Here is an 18,143-nt window from a genome sequence, read left to right as displayed (position 1 = left end):
GTGCGCGGATCACGAAGACGGCACCTGCGCGGAACCCTGGCCGGAGCGCTGGCCGTCGGGCTGCTCGCCCCGCTCGCCGCCACCGCTCCGGCAGAGGCGGACAACTCGGCGATCGGCTACCCGGTCTACTCCGGATCGGCGGAGCCGGTACCGGAGTTACCCGCCGGCTTCACGGTCCGCCGCACGATGCGCGCCCAGTACGACGCCGACCGGAGAGCCGGGAACGGCACCGACTTCTGGATGGACCGGATGCTGGCCCGCAAGGGCGACGACCCGTCGGGGGACTGGCTGTTCACCCGGGGCCGGGCGGTGTTCATGAAGGAGCACGACCCGGCGCGGCTCGGCTTCGCCGGCAAGGTCGCGTACTGGGAGAGCATCGACAACCGGTCCGCGTACACGGTCGACCTGGCCGTGGACGGCGAGAGGCTCACGCTCCGCGAGAACCTCAACGTCCGTATCCAGACGCCCAGTTACTGGCGCAGCGAGTTCACGCACGAGGCGACCGGGCTCACGGTCACGCAGACCAAGTTCATCACCGACGAAAACGTCGCCGTCACGAACCTGGCCCTCACCAACACCGGTTCCGCGAGCCGCGAGATCACCCTGCGTGCCTCGTCCCCGTACACCGGCACTCCGGAAGGCCGCGAACTCACCGGTGCGGTGGCCGCGAAGAACGATCTCACCACGGTCTTCCCGCGGCTCAGCGGTGACGGCTTCGCCCCTGAGGGCGAGGCTCTGACGCGCGACCTCGTCGTGCCGGCGGGCCTCACCCGCACCACCAAGGTCCAACTCGGTTTCGTCACCGAGGAGATCACCGACTCCCGGTCGGCGTACGACGCCGTGCGCAAGGCAGCCCCGGCCACCGCCTTCCGCCACCAGGTGCAGGCCTACAACCGCTGGTGGGCGGAGAACCTGCCGTTCATGGACATCCCGGACGACAACATCGAGAAGACGCTCTACTACCGGTGGTGGCTGCTGCGTTACAACTACCTCGACGCCGACATCCCGGGGAACGACTACCAGTTCCCCACCTCCATGGAGGGCGTGCTCGGCTACAACAACGCCATCGCCCTCACGGTCGGCATGTTCGTCGACGATCTCAAGTACCTGCGCGACCCGAGCTATTCGTACGGTCCGTGGGTGTCGGCCGGGGAGGTCTCCAAGAACGGCAAGTACACCGACAACCCGGGCGACCCGGAGAACTGGTCCAACAGCTACACCCAGTACATCTCCGAGGCCGCCTGGCGCTCCTACCAGGTGCACGGCGGACCCGACGGCATCCCGCGCAACCTCGCCCGGTACGCGCGGAGCGATGTCCGGGGGCAGCTGGCGGCCTACGACCACGACGGCAACGGGCTGATCGAGTACGACTGGGGCGCCATGACCGGCAACGACGCCGACGCGGTGTCGTTCGACTGGAAGCCGGGGAACCTGGACCGGGCCGAGTCGGCGTACGTGTACAGCAACGCGACGGCGGCGGCCCGCGCGTACGACCTGCTCGGCGAGGACGCGAAGGCCGGGGAGATGCGCGGCATCGCGAAACGGGTGCGGGAAGCGGTCCTCGAACACCTCTGGGACCCCCAGGACAAGCTGCTCAAGCACCGGCATGTGGCCGACGACAGCCTGGTGCCCTGGAAGGAGATCAACAACTACTACCCGTACAGCGTGGGCCTGATGCCCACGCCGGACGAGGACCCCCAGTACCTCGAAGCCCTGCGCCTGTGGGCGGACGCGAAGCAGTACCCCGTCTTCCCGTTCTTCACGGCGAACCAGGCCGACAAGGCGGAGGCGGCGGAGCAGGGCCACCCGGGGAGCAACAACTTCTCCGTCATCAACTCCACCGTCACCTTCCGCTTCCTCTCATCGGTGCTGCGGAACTATCCGAACCAGTACATCGACCGCACCTGGTACAAGAAGCTGCTCTCCTGGAACGCCTGGGCCCACTACGTCGACGGCGACAACCGATGGCCCGACCAGAACGAGTTCTGGGCCGACGGCAGCGCCGACCCACAGAAGATCGGCTACCGCTCCTGGATCCACCACACCATCCTCGGCACCACCAACTGGACCGTCATCGAGGACGCGATGGGCTTCCGGCCGCGCGACGACCGCAGGATCGAGCTGTCACCGATCGACGTGGACTGGCCCCACTTCGCCGTCACGGACATCAACTACCGGGGCACCGACGTGGCGGTGCTGTGGGACGAGCCGGGTGACGGCGAGCGGCCGTACGGACGACAGGTCCCCGAGGGCTATTCGGTCTACCTGGACGGGAAGTTGGCCTTCACCGCCGACCGCTTGACCCACCTCGTCTACGATCCCGCCACGCGCGAGGTGACCTTTCCCGACGGTGGAGCAGCCAAGGCCCGGACCACCGGACTGCGTACGGTGGTCGCGGCACCCCAGGATGTCGAGTTCGGCCGCAAGGACCGTGTCACCGACCTGTTCGCCAAGGCCGGGCGGGACCTGACGGGTACGGCGAAGGAGAACCTCGCCGCCGGTGCCACGGCCCGTGCCTCCCACGAGGCCCAGGGGCGGGGCGTGGTCGGCGCCGTCGACGGCTTCACCGTCAATGAGCCCCACTGGGGTGCGCGCGGCTCGGGCAACGCCGAGGACTGGTACGAGATCGACTTCGGGCGGCCCCGCGCGGTCGACGACGTCCGGCTCCACTTCTACAGCGACAAACGGCCGGGCGGATACGCCGAACCCGCCCTCTACACCGTGCAGTACCAGGACGGGGGTGGAGGCGGGCAGTGGAAGGACGTGACCCGACCCGCCAAGTCACCCGTCAACCCGAGGGCGAACCTCAACCAGGTGCGCTTCCAGAAGGTGACGACCCGGAAGGTGCGGGTGCTGATGCGGCACCGGGACGGTCACACCAGCGGTCTGAAGGAGATCCAGGCGTACGCCACCGGGGTCCGGCCCCCGGCCGCCCGTAATCGGGCCCCTTACGTCGAGGCGTGGCGGGACACCACGTACAGCCGTCCCGGGCAGGTCCGGCTGACGGGCGTCGTCGAGGACGACGGGCTCCCGGAGCGGAAGCTCTCCGCCCTGTGGAAGGCGACGGACGGCCCGGACGGCGGAACCGTCATCTTCGACGATCCGAGTTCTTCCACCACCGTCGCGCGCTTCACCGAGGACGGCACCTATACCCTCGAACTCACCGCGACCGACGGCTCGTCGGAGTCGTCGAAGAAGGTCGTGGTCAAGGCGGAGGGGCTGTCCGACGGGCAGGTGAACGTGGCGACCTTCGCGACACCGACCGCCTCCCACACCTCGGGCTGGGAGTCGGTGGCCGCGATCAACGACGGCCGGGAGCCGGCCTCGTCCTCCGACGCCCCGCGCTGGGGCAGCTGGCCGCAGAAGGGCACCCAGTGGGTCCAGTACACCTGGGACGAACCGGCCCGTGTGGACGGCTCCGACCTGTACTTCTTCCGCGACGCGCAGCCCGGCGCGGCCGACGGGGTCGGAGTCCCGGCGTCCTGGGTCATCGAGTACCGGGACGGCGACACCTGGCGCGAGGTCACCTCGCCCAGCGGCTACGGCACCGCCGAGGACGGTTACAACAAGACAACCTTCACCCCCGTCACGACGACCGCCCTGCGCGCCCGGCTCACCGGGCACCCGAACCTGGCCGTCGGCGTGCAGGAGTGGAAGGTGTATGCCGAGACGCCGGAGTCCGTGCGCGAGGTCCACGTCCCCACGCCGCGCGGCACGATCCCGGAACTGCCCGGTGAGGTGACGCTGGTGTACGCGGACGGCTCCACCGCACGCTCGCCCGTCGCCTGGCCCGCCCTCACCGAGGACCAGGTCGCCGAGGGCGGCACCAGCGTGCGGATCACCGGGATCGCCGACCGGGCCGCGCGGCCCGTCACCGCGACCGTGTGGGTGCGGCAGACCGACGCGGTCGAGATCACCAGCATCGCCGAGGAACGCGTCAGCACCCGGGCCGGCAGGGCACCCGCGCTCCCGGCCACCGTGGTCGCCACCTTCAACGACGGCTCCAAGGACAGCCGGATCGCCGTCACTTGGGACCCGGTCGAGCCGGAGCGGTACGCCGAGCCCGGCACCTTCGAGGTGAGGGGGACCGCGGCGGGCACCACCTACCGGGCCACCGCAACCGTCACCGTGAACGCTCCCTCCAGATCAACCGCCGATCGACGACAGGAGTCCTAGAGCATGTCCCAACCACCCACTCGCCGACGGCTGTTGAGCCTCGCGGCCGGAGCAGCGGCCGCCACCCCACTCGTACAGGCCACTCCGCTCGCATACGCGGCAGCTCCCCAGGCCCCGTCCGGGGCGCCCGCCGGGGCCACCACGGCGGCGCCGCCCATCCCCTCCAGTTGGCCGGTACGCCCCTTCCCCCTGGACCACGTCACGCTCGGCGACGGCGTGTTCCGGACCAAGCGGGACCTGATGCTCAACTACGCCAGGTCCTACCCGGCCGACCGCATCCTGGCCGTCTTCCGTGCCAACGCCGGTCTCGACACCCGTGGTGCCAGGCCGCCAGGCGGCTGGGAGACCGCCGACGGCAATCTGCGCGGCCACTACGGCGGCCACTTCCTCACGCTCATCGCCCAGGCGTACGCGGACACCCGGGAGGCCGCGCTCAAGGCCAAGCTGGATCAGCTGGTCGGCGCGCTCGGGGAGTGCCAGGCGGCCCTGGCCGAGCACGGTTCGCCGAGACCCAGCCACCCCGGGTATCTGGCGGCGTACCCGGAGACGCAGTTCATCCTGCTGGAGAGCTACACGACGTACCCGACCATCTGGGCGCCGTACTACACCTGCCACAAGATCATGCGGGGTCTGCTCGACGCGCACACCCTGGCCGGGAACGCCCAGGCCCTGACCATCGCCTCGAAGCTGGGCGACTGGGTGCACAGCAGGCTCGGCGGGCTGCCCAAGGCCCAGTTGGAGCGCATGTGGTCGATCTACATCGCCGGTGAGTACGGCGGCATGAACGAGGTGATGGCCGACCTGTACGCCCTCACCGGCAAGGTGGAACACCTCGCCGCCGCCCGCTGCTTCGACAACACCGCGCTGCTGGACGCCTGCGCCGAGGACCGGGACGTCCTCGACGGCCGGCACGCCAACCAGCACATCCCGCAGTTCACCGGCTATCTGCGGCTGTTCGACGAGACGGGGGAGGAGCGGTACGCCGAGGCGGCCCGTAACTTCTGGGGCATGGTCGCGGGACCCCGGACATACAGCCTGGGCGGCACCGGACAGGGCGAGATGTTCAAGGCCCGGGGTGCCGTCGCGGCCACGCTGGACGACAAGAACGCCGAGACCTGTGCGACGTACAACATGCTGAAGCTGAGCAGGCAGCTGTTTTTCCGGGAACCGGACGCGACCCGGATGGACTACTACGAGCGGGGCCTGACCAACCACATACTCGCCTCCCGCCGGGACACGGCCGCCACGAGCAGCCCGGAGGTCACCTACTTCGTCGGAATGGGGCCGGGGGTCGTACGCGAGTACGGCAACACCGGCACCTGCTGCGGTGGCACCGGCATGGAGAACCACACCAAGTACCAGGACTCGGTGTACTTCCGCTCCGCCGACGGCAACGCGCTGTACGTGAACCTCTACCTGGCCTCGACCCTGCGGTGGCCGGAGAGGGGGCTCCTCATCGAGCAGACGAGCGCCTATCCGGCTGAGGGGGTCCGCACCCTGACCTTCCGGCAGGGCGGGGGCACCCTCGATCTGAAGCTGCGGGTTCCGTCCTGGGCCACGGGCGGCTTCACCGTCACGGTCAACGGGGTGCGGCAACGGGTCGAGGCCGAGCCCGGTTCCTATCTCACCCTGAGCCGGAACTGGCGGCCCGGCGACCGGGTCGGGATCTCCGCGCCGTACCGGCTGCGCGTCGAAAGGGCCCTGGACGACCCGGCGATCCAGTCGGTGTTCTTCGGTCCGCTGCTGCTGGTCGCGCAGAGCCCGGAAGCGGGATTCCGGAGCTTCTCCTTCTACAAGGACTTCACCCTGCGCGGCGATCTCGCACACGCGGTCCGGCCCGAGGGCAGGCCGCTGCACTTCACCACGCACGGCCTGACGCTCGCGCCGTTCTTCGTCGGGAACGACGTCCGCTATCACGCCTACTTCAGGCGCTCCGAGCCCGTCGTCGTGTTCGGCACGGCCGACTCGGGGGTACCGAACCGGGCCCGGGGTGACCGTCTGACCTTCCTCGACGTGCTCTGGGGGCAAGCGCCCTTCCCGACGTCCGAGGCTTTCGTGCGGGCGGTGCGTGCCCTCGCCGACGGGTGGGTGACCGAGGGGTTGTTCACCGGTGCCGAGCGGGACGCGGTCGTCGCGGCGGCGGTTCGGGCCAACCTCAGGCGCCGCTGAGGGTCCTTCGGCACCAGCGGACACGGCCGGGACACGACCGGACACGGCCGGGGCACGACCGGACACGAGCGGATCCGTGGTGCCGAGTGCGTCCGAGTGCGTGCAAAGGGTTGACGTGTACGCGACTAAATGGGTTTATGGGAGCGCTCCCATAGCCCAGCCACCCCCACCTTCTCGACGCCTGAGATCGACGGCGCTCACCCCCACCTGGAGCCGCAGTGAGAACGACAAGAAGCACACAGCGAAGGAACCCCTTACGTGCCCTCCTGGCCGGACTCGCGAGCCTGATGGGGCTCACGCTGCTCGGCGTCCTCGCCCCGGCCGCCGCCCAGGCCCAGTCGGCGTCCGACGCCCTCGCCACCGGCCTGCACATCAGCGACGGCCGGCTGCTGGAGGGCAACGGCAACGACTTCGTGATGCGCGGCGTCAACCACGCCCACACCTGGTACCCGGGCGAGACGCAGTCGCTGGCCGACATCAAGGCGCTGGGCGCCAACACCGTCCGCGTCGTCCTCTCCGACGGGCACCGCTGGGCCGAGAACAGCCCGGCCGACGTGGCGAACGTCGTCGCCCAGTGCAAGGCCAACCGGCTCATCTGCGTCCTGGAGGTGCACGACACCACCGGATACGGCGAGGAGGCCGCGGCCGGGACGCTCGACCACGCGGCCGACTACTGGATCGGCCTCAAGGACGTGCTCGCCGGCGAGGAGAACTACGTCGTCATCAACATCGGCAACGAGCCCTGGGGCAACACCAACCCCGAAGGCTGGACGGCCCCCACCATCGCCGCCGTGCAGAAGCTGCGGGCCGCGGGCTTCGAGCACACGATCATGGTGGACGCGCCCAACTGGGGCCAGGACTGGCAGGGCGTCATGCGCGCCAACGCCCAGTCCGTGTACGACGCCGACACCACCGGCAACCTGATCTTCTCGATCCACATGTACAGCGTGTTCGACACGGCCGCGGAGATCACCGACTATCTCAACGCCTTCGTCGACGCCGGACTGCCCATTCTCATCGGCGAGTTCGGCGGACCCGCCGACCAGTGGGGCGACCCGGACGAGGACGCCATGATGGCCACCGCCGAGCAACTGGATCTCGGCTATCTGGCGTGGTCCTGGAGCGGCAACACCGACCCGATCCTCGATCTGTCGATCGGCTTCGACCCCACGCAGCTCAGCGCCTGGGGCCGGCGCATCTTCAACGGAGCCAACGGCATCGCGCAGACCGCCGAGGAAGCCACGATCTTCGGCGGCGGCAACCCGGGCGACACCCAGGCCCCGACCACCCCCGGCACCCCGACCGCCTCCGCCGTCACGGCCACGTCCGCCACGCTCTCCTGGACCGCCGCCACCGACAACGTCGGTGTCACCGGCTACGACATCGTCCGGGTGAGCGGTTCCACCGAGACCAAGCTGGCGGCCTCCACCACCACCTCCGTCACCCTGACCGGCCTCACCGCCGACACGGCGTACACCTTCGCCGTCTACGCCCGTGACGCGGCCGGCAACAGGTCGGCCCGCTCGGCCGGCGTGAACGTCACCACCGAGGAAGGCGGCAGCACACCCGGCGGGAACTGCTCCGTCGCCTACCGCGCCACCAACGAGTGGCAGGGCGGCTTCCAAGGCGAGATCGTCATCCGTAACACCGGCACCACCGCCATCAGCGGCTGGACTCTCGCCTTCACGTTCGCCAACGGCCAGACGATCACCAACATGTGGGGCGGGACTCCCACCCAGAGCGGTGGTTCGGTGAGCGTGACTCCCGCTTCCTACACCTCCGCCATCCCCGCCGCGGGCTCCGTGACGGTCGGGTTCATCGGCAGCAAGGGAACGACGAACACCGCGCCGACCACGTTCACGCTCAACGGGGCGACCTGCGCGAGCAGTTGACCGACCTGCCGATGCGGCCGGCGGGGGCCTGCTCGTGGCCCCCGCCGGTCACGTCAGCGCCGTACGAGAGTGATCCGGTACTTCCGGGTCTGTGCACCGTCCTCACTGGTCACTGTGACGAGGGCCGAGGTCCCCTCGCTCCGGTCCACGGTGACGGTCGCGTACGGGTCGCGGGCCGTCGCCGTGACCGCCGCCCGGCTCGGGTGGTCCGTGACGACCCGGTAGGTGGTGGTGTCGGGGTCGAAGGACGCGATCGGCTTTCCGGCGACCTCGATGGAGGTGGCGGCGGCGTCCGAGGAGGCGCCAGGGGTCTTGGCGTACACCTCGATCTCGCTCATGGTGACGTAGCCGCCCGGCCGTGCGGTCATGACCACGCGTACGCCGGTCGCCGGGCCGGTGGCGAGCGGGACGTCGATCACCGGTGTGCCCTCGGTGCCGACCGGGACGGAGTCGCCCGCGTCGGTCCACGGACCGTCCTTGCCCACCTGGACCTGCACCTTCAGGCTCTCGGGGAAGGAGATGCCGGTGCCGTCCCGGTGGAAGTGGGCGACGATCCGGGTGAGGTCGCGGGCCTTCGGCAGGGTGAAGGTGAGGGTGTCGGACGGGTTCTTGGTGCCCGACTTCCAGTTGGACCAGGCCTTCTCGGCGGTGTTGCCGTTGCGCAGGCGCTCGGCGGAGTAGCCGCTCTCGGTGAAGGTGGCGGCGACGGAGACGTTCGCGTCGGGCGCGATGTTGGCGGCCGTCGGCTCGGTGACCTGGACCCGTACCGTCGCATCGGCCGTGCTGCCGTCGACGACCTCCGCCGTGCCGGAGAGGGTGACGACGCCGGTCTTGTCGAACGCCCCTTCGGGTACCGCGTCCCAGGTCACCGGGAGGTCGGTCCGGCCGCCGTGACTGCCGATGCCGACGACCGTCGCCGGCAGTTCCGGCTCACCGCCCGCGTAGGTCTTGGCGCGGCCGGGCTGTGTCGAGGCGATCGTGTCGACGGTGACGACGGCCTTCGCGGGGATCCCGCGTCCGAGGGCGTCGGTCGCCTCGCCCGTGACGCGTACGGTGCCGGGCCTGCTCCACTTCCGGTCCGACGGCAGATCCCACACCACGGGCAGGGCGCCCCGGGCGCCGTCCCGGAACACCGGCGTCACCGTCTCCGGCAGCTTCGGCCGCAGACCGGGGACGGTGAACGCCTCGGCCCGCTCGGTGCGCAGCACGGTCTCGTCGGTCACGGACCAGCGCTGGTTGGCCGCCGAGGTCGGGGTGTAGGTCGAGACCTTGGCGCCGTCCGCCGACGACTGCCCGGTGACGTCGACGAGTCGGCCGGTGGCGGCGTTCACGAACGTCCAACTGCCGTCGCCCGTGGTCGACATGATCCACTGGGCGGCTGCGGGGACCTCGCCGTCGGCCGGGTCGTCGAGGACGGCCTGGTTGTCGCGCACGGCGAGCCGCTTGCCGGTCCCGGCGTTGGTGAGGGCGTAGCGCTCGCGGTTGTCGGTGCCGGGCGTCAGCTTCTCCAGGGACCAGAGCTGCTGGGCGCTGCTCGCGCCGGTCGTGCGGATGACGACGCCGGTGCCGTCCTCCGACGGGGTCAGCGACTTGCCGCTCTGCGCGCCTTGGAGCCGGTAGACGTGTCCGGACCGGACGAGGGCGGCGTCCTTCGCCACACCGCTGACGCCCTCGACCAGGAACGTGGTGACGGACTTGGCGGGGACGTCGAGCGTGGCCGAACGGTCGGTCACCCGGACCGGGGTGCCCTCGACGAGGGCGCCGTCGGCGCTCGTCACGACGGGGGTGACGGTGGCGCGAGGCGAGACCTTGGCGAAGCGCGAGAGGTCGAGGGTGACGGAGCGCGCGGTCGTGCCGCTGTTCACGTGGACGACGGTGGCGGCGCGGCCGGACTTCTTGACCGCGGCGACGCTGGACGGGTCGTCGACCTTCACGAAGTGGTCGCCGGGGCGGATGTGGTGGGTGAAGTTCCGGATGGTGTGGAACTTGGAGTTGGCGCGGATCGGGCAGGTCTCCAGGGTGTCCTCGGCCGTGCAGTTGAACGGGACGTGGATGCTGCCCCAGTTCTTGCCCGCCGCCGCCTGGGGGATCGAGTCCTCGATCGGCTGCCAGAACACCCAGGCGGAGGGCTCCAGTTCACGCATGTCGTCGACCATGCGGGTGGCGATCCCGAGGCCCGGTTCCATGCCGGTGAAGTCGGTGCCGGTGCCCCAGGTGCCCTCGACCTCGCTCATCCAGAGCTTCTTGTCCGCGCCCTTGGCGATGTCACGCGCGCTGGTGCGCATGCCCGTGCCGTAGGTGTGCACGTTGAGCTGGGGGACCGCCGCCCGCGCGGAGGTGTCGTACGCGTTCCAGTTCTGGGTGAAGATCGTGGGGTTGGTCTCGTCCATCGCAGAGATCTCGGCGTCGGTCGCCGCCCCTTCGAGCGCCTTGTCGAGCGCGAGGAGCACCTTCTGCTGGAGCGCCGGTCCGGCGTGTGCGCCCTCCTGGCGGCCGCCGGTGGGTTGGCCGTTCGCGCCGATCTGCGTGCCCCAGTAGTTGGTGTTGGGCTCGTTGAGCGGGGCGATGGTGTCGAAGTCGATGCCGTGCGACTTCTCCATCTCCTCGGTGACCCGCACCAGATAGGTGGCGAACTCGTCGACGCGGTCCGCGCGGATCTGGTCCGTGTTCGCGTCGAAGCCGCCGGAGACATAGCCGCTGACGGTCTGGAACCAGGGTGGCGAGTTGCTGAACGCCTCCCACTTGGTGATCTTGTCCTTGACCTGGTCCACCCACCAGCGCTGGCCCGCGTCGGCGTCCCAGTTCCAGTGGTCCGGGTTGTTCGGGTCCCACCACTCCATGTCCTGCCGGGTGGTTCCCTCGGGGGCCTTCCAGAAGCCCTCCATCGTCGCGCCGGCCTTCATGTAGTCCTTGCGGACGTCCGGGGCGTTGCCGCCGCCGATGTTGTAGCGCGCGATGTTGAGACCGAGCCCGTCCTCGCCGAACAGCATGTCGACGAGCTGTCTTCGGATGGGCTCCGGGTAGTTGCCCGTGGCGTTGGCGAACCAGACAAGGCTCGTGCCCCACCCTTCGAACTCCTGCTGCCGGTACGACGGGTCGATCCGTACGGTCACCGCGCTCTGCGCCGCCGAGGCCGACACGTCCGCCGTCGCCGGCGGCGCGGTGGTCAGACTCGCGCCGAGCACCAGGGGAACCATGGGCGCCACGGCCCGGACGATGCGATGTCGTGGGGACACGACACTCCCTTCCACAACATGGAGGCGGGCACGACTTCGTTGACATGCCCAAAACACGTGCTTAGCATTCAGGAAATTGAAAGCGCTTTCTAGACTCTGCGCTCCCGCTCTCGCACGGCCCGACAAGATCCGCCCACTCATCCCGGGAGGAACCACATGAGGTCGTCGTTACGCACGGTTCCCGCTCTCACGCTCGCCCTGCTGCTCGCCGCGACCGCGCCCGTCGAGGCGGAGACGGCGGCAGAGGCGGCGCCGTCGGCGGAGACATCCCCCACCGGCTTCGCCGCCGTCAACGCGCTCGGGCAGAACGGCACCACCGGCGGGGTCGGCGGCGCGACCGTGACCGCCACCACCACCGAGCAGTTCCTGGAGTACATCGACACCGTGGGCCCGCTGGTCATCCGCGTCCAGGGCACCATCGACATCACCAGCAAGCAGGGCGTCCGCCCGAACAAGACCATCATCGGGGTCGGTTCCTCGGCCGTCATCAACGGCGGCGGCCTGGACTTCTACCGCTCGTACAACGTCATCGTGCGGAACATCAAGTTCACAGGCGCCGAGGACGACGCCGTCAACGTCGGCCAGGAGTCCCACCACATCTGGATCGACCACAACGAGTTCGTGGCACCGCTCGACGGGGCGGTCGACGTCGTCCGGGGTGCCGAGTACGTCACCGTGTCCTGGAACTGGTTCAACAAGACCGACAAGAGCATGCTGCTCGGCCACTCCGACGGCAACGGCAGCCAGGACGCCGGGAAGTTGAAGGTCTCGATCCACCACAACTTCTTCGACGGCTCACGGCAGCGGCAGCCCCGGGTCCGGTTCGGCGAGCCGGTGCACGTCTACAACAACTACTACAAGGGGAACGCCCTCTACGGCGTCGCCTCGACCATGAACGCCGGCGTCGTGGTCGAGGGCAACCACTTCGAGGGAGTCCCCAACCCCTGCTATTCCGCGAGCGGTTACGACGCCTCAGGGCCGGGCCGGCTGATCCAGCGGAACAACCACTTCACCGGGTCCGGCACCTGCGAGACCAACGGTACGGTCACCGAGCCCCGCACGTACTACGCGTACACGCTGGACCCCGCCACCGACGTCCCGGCCCTCGTACGGGCCGGGGCAGGCATCGGAAAGATCGGTGCCTGAACATCCCCCCCACGCACACTCGGTGCCTGAACATCTCCCCCCACGCACACACAGGAGACCCCCCACATGAGTTCACTGCGCAAGAAGGCGGTCGTCGCCGCGTTGGCGGCCGTTCTACTGGCAGGACCCGGTGTCGCGCAGGCGGCCCCGCAGGCCGCACCGGTGCCCGCGGAGCGGGCCGCGGCGGCCACCATCACCTGGACCCTCGTACGGGCGAGCAACCCGACGCAGGACCAGCAGACGGCGTACACCCTCATCACGGCGGCCATGAACGCGGCGGTCGCCCGCTACAACAACCTCAGCGACCTGGGGAAGACCATCACCGTGCGCTACGAGCCCGGCGTCCCCACCGCCGACGGGAACATCAACGGGACCATCCGCTTCGGCAACCGCAGCTATATGACCGAGCGGACCGCGCTGCACGAGATCGCGCACACCATCGGGGTGGGCACCAGCTCGGGCTGGTCGAGGCTGGGCGGCTCGGGCACATGGACCGGTGCGCAGGCCACGGCGCTCGTCCGGCAGTACGACGGATCGAGCGCGAAGATCTCCACCGGCGGCGGCCACTTCTGGCCGTACGGGCTGAACTATGACAACGAGTTCTCGGGTACCGCGGCCGACCGGCACGTCCGGATCGTCGCCGCGATGGTGAGTGACGGGCTTTAACGCGGGTCGGCCTGGGGGGAGTTGGTGGCTCATGACAAAGGTGCCGACAGGAGCTGCGTTGTTGTGAGCATGGGGCGGTGGGGCCGTCGTGCCGGTCCTACCGTCCCAGCATGGACACGAGTCGCAGCGGAAGAAGAACCTGGCGCAGTGCCGCGCCGGCGGTGCTGCTGACCGTCGGGGCGCTCACCGGGGCCGCCCCGGACGCCCGGGGCGAGGACGCGCGGACCGAGACGGCCGTGGCGTCGACGAGCCCGGTCGGCGGTGTGACCGAGACGATGGTGCGGGTGAGGGCGCCGCTGCCGGCGTCCTTCGGGGCGCGGCCGGCGGCGTGCGACTGGCTGTCGTACCTGCGCTACCGGGCCGCCGACGGGCCGGCGGACTCGGCCGACGCCGACCGGATCCTCGTCGCCCAGCCGGGGATCCTCGAAGGCGCCGGAGCCTTCGACAGCGTCGCCCGCAACACCGTGGCACGCGCCGCCGAACAGGGGCAGCACATCGAGTTCTGGGCCCTGGACCGGCGCTCCAACTGTCTGGAGGACCGCACCGGAGTGGCCTCCGGCGACCAGCACACGGCCGTCGACTACTACTACCGGGACAAGCAGGTCGAGGGCCGTACCTTCGACGGGTTCGTCGGCAACGGCGAGCTGGGCTGGATGGCGAAGCTCGGCATCGAGCGGACCGTCCGCGACCAGTACGACCTGCTCACCGCCGAGTTGCCCGACCAGCAGCTGCGCAAGCGGAAGGTGCTGTGCGGCGGGCACTCGCTGGGCGGTGTGATCACCGGCTACTTCGCGACCGCCGACTTCGACGGTGACCGGGCCACCACGGCGGACGCCGGACACAACCAGTGCGCCGGCTACTTCGCCCTCGACACCACCGTCTCCACCTCGCTCGCCGATCTCAGCGGCAGCATCCCGGACGACACCAACCTGCCCGACATCGGCCTCGGTCACGGCGCCGTCCAGGCCGGGCTCGACAGCGGCGTGCTCCCGCGCACGCTGTCCGCGCCGGTGCTCCTCAACCCCGAGATGATGACGCTGCTGGCCATCGCCGGCCTGGGCGTCCTGCAAGACCCCGGCGGCGAGGCCGACCTGCCGGACTATCTGCCCCGTAACACCAACATCGAGGTCACCAACCGCTTCCTGTTCTCCGAGGACACCGCCACCTTCCTCACCGGCTCACCCGCGGTGAGGGACTTCCGGCTCACCAACGAGGCGATCCTCGGCGCGCTGATGGACGACCACTCCGTACCGCTGGCGTTCCTGCAGAGCAGCGTGGGCTTCTTCGACGGCGGGCCGATCGCCGACAAGAACTTCCCCGTCGCCAACGGGAGCGACGAGCAACCGGCGCTGTTCGGCAACGAGTACAAGGCCATCCCCGACCGGCCGGGCGGGCCGCTCTACACCTGGCGGAACTACGACCGTGTCGGCGATCCCGACGACCCCGGGTACCGGTCGGCCGACGGGACACCGTTCACCGACGCGGGCAAGGAGGTCACCGACATCCAGGAGCTGGCCCGCAGCATGGCCGAGCAGCCGCTGGACTTCACTGAGCAGTACTTCCCGACCAAGCTGGTCACCGATCTCCAACTGGCCACCGCGCCCCAGGTGAAGCGCCTCGTCGTCCACCCCGACGGGCTCACCGCCAACCCGACGCTCACCGTGCTCGCGGGCGACGGACTGCTGGCGGGCCGCGTCCCGGCCGACCTGGACCCCGTGGTCGCCGACGGCTACCAGCATCTGGATGTGCTGACCGCCGCGCCCACGCAGAACAACGGCCGTCCCGAGCCCGTCTCCACGAGCCTGACGGAGTTCGCGCGGGCTCCCGAGTAACCGTTCCTAGAGACTGAGCGGGAGAAGCTCCTATAGATCGTCAAGTGGCTCAGCCGAACGCCCTGGACGGTGTTGGGCGTTCTGGTTGCCCGTGTTCACTCCGCGTCCGGGCGGCACGGATCGTGTCCGTGGTCCGGGAATGCGGGGGCGGGTTCCCTCACGCCCAGGAACACGCCGACCGGCCTGGACGGTCCGATGCCCCTGCTCATCACTCCGGTGAGCAGGGGGCGGTGTCGTCCGTCGCCGGATCGGGTGTCCCTGGGCGCGCCTTCCGATCGCCACGGCAGCAACATCGTGGCGAGTCGTCTTACGGATTGTGCTGGTGAGGGGTTTCTGCCAGTGCTGGGCGCCCCAGCGGCTGGTGTAGGCCGGGTCGACGGCGATGACCGCGATGCCCGTCTGGTCGGCCATCGAAGACAAGCGGGTGCGGAGCTTCCCGGTGGGCATGCCGGAGATCAGTTGCCGGAAGCGTTTGCGGCGGCCGTGTTTCTCCCGGGTCTTCTCCGCGCCGAAGTCCAGGTCCTCCACGGCGATCGCCTTGACGCCGCAGGTGTGTGCCCAGTGCAGGAGGCGGGTGAGGGCCTGGCGGACCTGGGCATCGCGGTGCTGGGCGGTGCCGGTCAGGTCGTAGGAGAAGCGGCGTGGGCTGCCGGTGGGGTTGCCGTGGAGGTCGAGGCGCGAGGCGGCCAGGTGGTCGGCGTTCATGTCGGCGCCGATCACGCCGTGGGCGAGCGCCGCCTCGATCGGGATGGACGGGGTGGATGTGATCTGCCAGGACGCAGTCAGATACCAGCGGTTCCGGGCGGTGTCGTAGTGGATGCGGTAGGCGATCGCCCGGTTGGCCGCGACGCGGTCCGCCCAGTCGGTGCCCCGGTGCGTGAACGTGACCCGGCACGCGAGGACGTAGCGGCCGTGCGGGGCGTTGGCCAGATGTGTGAGCGGTGCGGGGAGTTTGATGCTGACCTCGCCGTCGGGGCTGACGCGGATGGTCTCGTTGCCGTGCCGCTTGCCGGACTCACCGTTCGCCTGGCAGAACCAGCGCCGGGCTTCCCAGCCCTGGCGCCACTCGGCCTGCGTGAGCCCGGCCTCGTCCAGGTGGTGGCGGGTGCGGGCCAGCTGTTTGCCACCGCGTACGACGTGCACGATGCCGGCCGCGCGGCCGGCCCGCGCGGCAGCCAGCCGGTCCTGAAGCACCCGCAGTCGCCTGGACTTCGCATGCGACTCACGCCGCGAGCGATAACCCCCCGGCGCTCCCTTGGTCCCCTTCTGCCCGCTACTCCAGCTGCAGATCGTGATCTTGCTGGAGGTGAAACTGAGCGTCCGAGTTGGCCTCTGAGCTTGGCCTGTGAGGTCTCGGCCTTGAGCGAGCCGGTCCGCGGGAGTGGGCGCTGTCTCCGTCAGGTACGGGACGCGTCGGCCGGGTTGTGGCGCCGGTAATAGCGGGCGACGCGGGTCCGGTTGCCGCAGCGGGTGGGGGAGCACCAGCGACGGCGGGGGTGTGACGACAGGAACACCATGACGCAGTCGTCGGCCTCGCACTCCTTGAGCCTGCCGATCGCGGGGGCGCTGAGCATCTCGGCAGCGGCCTCGGCCAGCAGTGCGGCGAGGCGGGTGCCGAGGGGGCCGGTGCGGCGGGAGACGGCGGTGACCGCGGTGCCGTCCCAGCCGAGTTCCCGGACAGATGGTGCCGCACGCTGGGCCTCGGTGAGTCCGCCCAGGGCAGACCCGGGGGGTTCGGTCTGGTCCAACAATGCCCGGACGGCGGCTTCGGTATGAGCTCGGACGGCGTGGACGGGGGCGAGGTCGGCCCGGGTCGGTGCGGTGTCCCGGACCTCTCCCTGGAGGCGGTCCCCCTCCAGGGTCAGCCAGTCGGACAACTGCCGCGGGGTGGCGAGCAGATCCACGCGCCCGTGGGCCCCCACTGGGCGGGTGTTGACCAAGTCCAAGGCCAGGACCTCGCCGGTCAGCGGTGCACTGTCAGCCATGCCCTAATGCTACATCGCGCACTTGACGAGTTAGTCGCAGCGAGGTTAGGACTAATGCATCTTTACGCTAAGGAGGCATGTGATATGACGTCCGCGACACCGCCCCGCATCGCTGTTCCGGCCCGGACCGTCCACCGGTTCGTAGAGGTCGATCAGGTGGAGGTCTTCTACCGGGAGTCCCTACCCGAGCGTCCCGACGCCCCGGTGGTGCTGCTCCTGCACGGCTTTCCCTCCGCCTCGCACCAGTTCCGTCGCCTCATCGACACCCTCGGCCGCCACTACCGGCTCATCGCCCCCGACTACCCGGGCTTCGGACACACCCGCACCCCGGACGGGTTCACCTACTCCTTCGAGCGGCTCGCAGATGTCGTCGAGCGCTTCACCGAACGCCTGGCCCTGACCCGCTTCGCGATGTACCTCTTCGACTTCGGCGCCCCCGTCGGCTTCCGCCTGGCACTCCGCCGCCCGGATCGTGTCGCGGGCCTGATCGTGCAGAACGGCAACGCATACGCCGAGGGGCTGTCGGAGGCGGCCCGCGAGTTCACCGCCCTCACCCCCGACACCCCCGGCGCCGACCGGGCCGTCCTCGACCTGTTCACCCTGGACGCCACCCGCGCCCAGTACGAAGGCGGCACCGCCGACCCCGAACTGATCGCCCCCGAGGGCTGGCTGCTCGACCAGCACTTTCTCGACCAGCCCGGCCGCAAGCACGCGCAGCGCGCGCTTGCCTACGACTACAAGAGCAACATCGCCGCCTACCCCGACTGGCAGGCGTGGCTGCGCAAGCACAGGCCGCCGACTCTGATCACCTGGGGCAGCCGCGACCCGTTCTTCCCCGAACCCGGCGCGCTTGCCTACCTTTCCGACCTGCCGGACGCCGAACTTCACCTGTTCGACACCGGTCACTTCGCCCTGGAGGACCACTTGCCCGAAATCGCCCCGCTGATTGCCGACTTCCTCACCCGCACCTGGGCCTGACTGGCCACTTTCCCCATGGAAGAAGGGCCCGGGAGGATTTCTCCTCCCGGGCCCTTCGCATTT

The 18,143-nt window shown here is 69.8% G+C and carries 9 protein-coding genes and 1 pseudogene; 7 read left to right on the top strand and 3 right to left on the bottom strand.

All coding sequences use genetic code 11. The features are described 5' to 3' along the window. The 3 genes from JIX55_RS08610 to JIX55_RS08600 all read left to right on the top strand — a co-directional run bounded on the left by JIX55_RS08610 (position 1) and on the right by JIX55_RS08600 (position 8,237). Positions 1 to 4,176, top strand: a complete 4,176-nt coding sequence (locus JIX55_RS08610) for an Ig-like domain-containing protein (protein ID WP_257562698.1) — start codon at positions 1 to 3, stop codon at positions 4,174 to 4,176. Positions 4,177 to 4,179: 3 nt separating this feature from the next. Further along, entirely contained in the window at positions 4,180 to 6,345 is a 2,166-nt protein-coding gene (locus JIX55_RS08605; protein WP_257562697.1) for a glycoside hydrolase family 127 protein, read from the top strand. Between the two features lie 218 nt (positions 6,346 to 6,563). Next, on the top strand, positions 6,564 to 8,237 hold the full coding sequence (locus tag JIX55_RS08600; RefSeq protein WP_257562696.1) for a cellulase family glycosylhydrolase: 1,674 nt from the start codon (positions 6,564 to 6,566) through the stop codon (positions 8,235 to 8,237). A 53-nt stretch (positions 8,238 to 8,290) separates the two neighbouring features. Here JIX55_RS08600 and JIX55_RS08595 read toward each other — a convergent pair whose 3' ends face one another. Further along, positions 8,291 to 11,434 carry a glycoside hydrolase gene (locus tag JIX55_RS08595; protein ID WP_257569263.1) on the bottom strand — a complete coding sequence of 1,048 codons (3,144 nt, stop codon included), beginning with the start codon at positions 11,432 to 11,434 and terminating at the stop codon, positions 8,291 to 8,293. Between the two features lie 195 nt (positions 11,435 to 11,629). Here JIX55_RS08595 and JIX55_RS08590 point away from each other — a divergent pair, with 195 nt between their 5' ends. The 3 genes from JIX55_RS08590 to JIX55_RS08580 all read left to right on the top strand — a co-directional run bounded on the left by JIX55_RS08590 (position 11,630) and on the right by JIX55_RS08580 (position 15,117). After that, positions 11,630 to 12,619 carry a pectate lyase family protein gene (locus JIX55_RS08590; RefSeq protein WP_257562694.1) on the top strand — a complete coding sequence of 330 codons (990 nt, stop codon included), beginning with the start codon at positions 11,630 to 11,632 and terminating at the stop codon, positions 12,617 to 12,619. Between the two features lie 66 nt (positions 12,620 to 12,685). Continuing rightward, positions 12,686 to 13,285 (top strand): hypothetical protein, encoded by a 600-nt coding sequence (locus tag JIX55_RS08585; RefSeq protein ID WP_257562692.1) that lies wholly within the window; start codon positions 12,686 to 12,688, stop codon positions 13,283 to 13,285. 110 nt (positions 13,286 to 13,395) lie between these two features. After that, entirely contained in the window at positions 13,396 to 15,117 is a 1,722-nt protein-coding gene (locus JIX55_RS08580; RefSeq protein ID WP_257562691.1) for a hypothetical protein, read from the top strand. Positions 15,118 to 15,147: 30 nt separating this feature from the next. Here JIX55_RS08580 and JIX55_RS08575 read toward each other — a convergent pair. Together JIX55_RS08575 and JIX55_RS08570 are read right to left on the bottom strand one after the other, a co-directional pair. Next, positions 15,148 to 16,389 (bottom strand): annotated as a pseudogene (locus JIX55_RS08575) (IS200/IS605 family accessory protein TnpB-related protein); the annotation flags it as partial. A 125-nt stretch (positions 16,390 to 16,514) separates the two neighbouring features. After that, positions 16,515 to 17,102, bottom strand: coding sequence for a CGNR zinc finger domain-containing protein (locus tag JIX55_RS08570; RefSeq protein WP_257562690.1), 588 nt, complete (start codon positions 17,100 to 17,102; stop codon positions 16,515 to 16,517). 84 nt (positions 17,103 to 17,186) lie between these two features. On the opposite strand from JIX55_RS08570, the gene JIX55_RS08565 reads away from it, so the two are divergent. After that, on the top strand, positions 17,187 to 18,080 hold the full coding sequence (locus JIX55_RS08565) for an alpha/beta fold hydrolase (RefSeq protein WP_257562689.1): 894 nt from the start codon (positions 17,187 to 17,189) through the stop codon (positions 18,078 to 18,080). Positions 18,081 to 18,143: the final 63 nt, after the last annotated feature.

The sequence above is a fragment of the Streptomyces sp. DSM 40750 genome (assembly GCF_024612035.1).
GTDB lineage: Bacteria > Actinomycetota > Actinomycetes > Streptomycetales > Streptomycetaceae > Streptomyces.
The sequence above is the reverse complement of the archived record's forward strand: the minus strand, read 5'-3'. Positions and strand labels throughout refer to the sequence as shown.

Coding starts and splice junctions, on each gene's coding strand:
- JIX55_RS08605 (WP_257562697.1), top strand. CDS start 4,180: ATGTCCCAACCACCCACTCGCCGACGGCTGTTGAGCCTCGCGGCCGGA.
- JIX55_RS08595 (WP_257569263.1), bottom strand. CDS start 11,434: ATGGTTCCCCTGGTGCTCGGCGCGAGTCTGACCACCGCGCCGCCGGCG.
- JIX55_RS08590 (WP_257562694.1), top strand. CDS start 11,630: ATGAGGTCGTCGTTACGCACGGTTCCCGCTCTCACGCTCGCCCTGCTG.
- JIX55_RS08585 (WP_257562692.1), top strand. CDS start 12,686: ATGAGTTCACTGCGCAAGAAGGCGGTCGTCGCCGCGTTGGCGGCCGTT.
- JIX55_RS08580 (WP_257562691.1), top strand. CDS start 13,396: ATGGACACGAGTCGCAGCGGAAGAAGAACCTGGCGCAGTGCCGCGCCG.
- JIX55_RS08570 (WP_257562690.1), bottom strand. CDS start 17,102: ATGGCTGACAGTGCACCGCTGACCGGCGAGGTCCTGGCCTTGGACTTG.
- JIX55_RS08565 (WP_257562689.1), top strand. CDS start 17,187: ATGACGTCCGCGACACCGCCCCGCATCGCTGTTCCGGCCCGGACCGTC.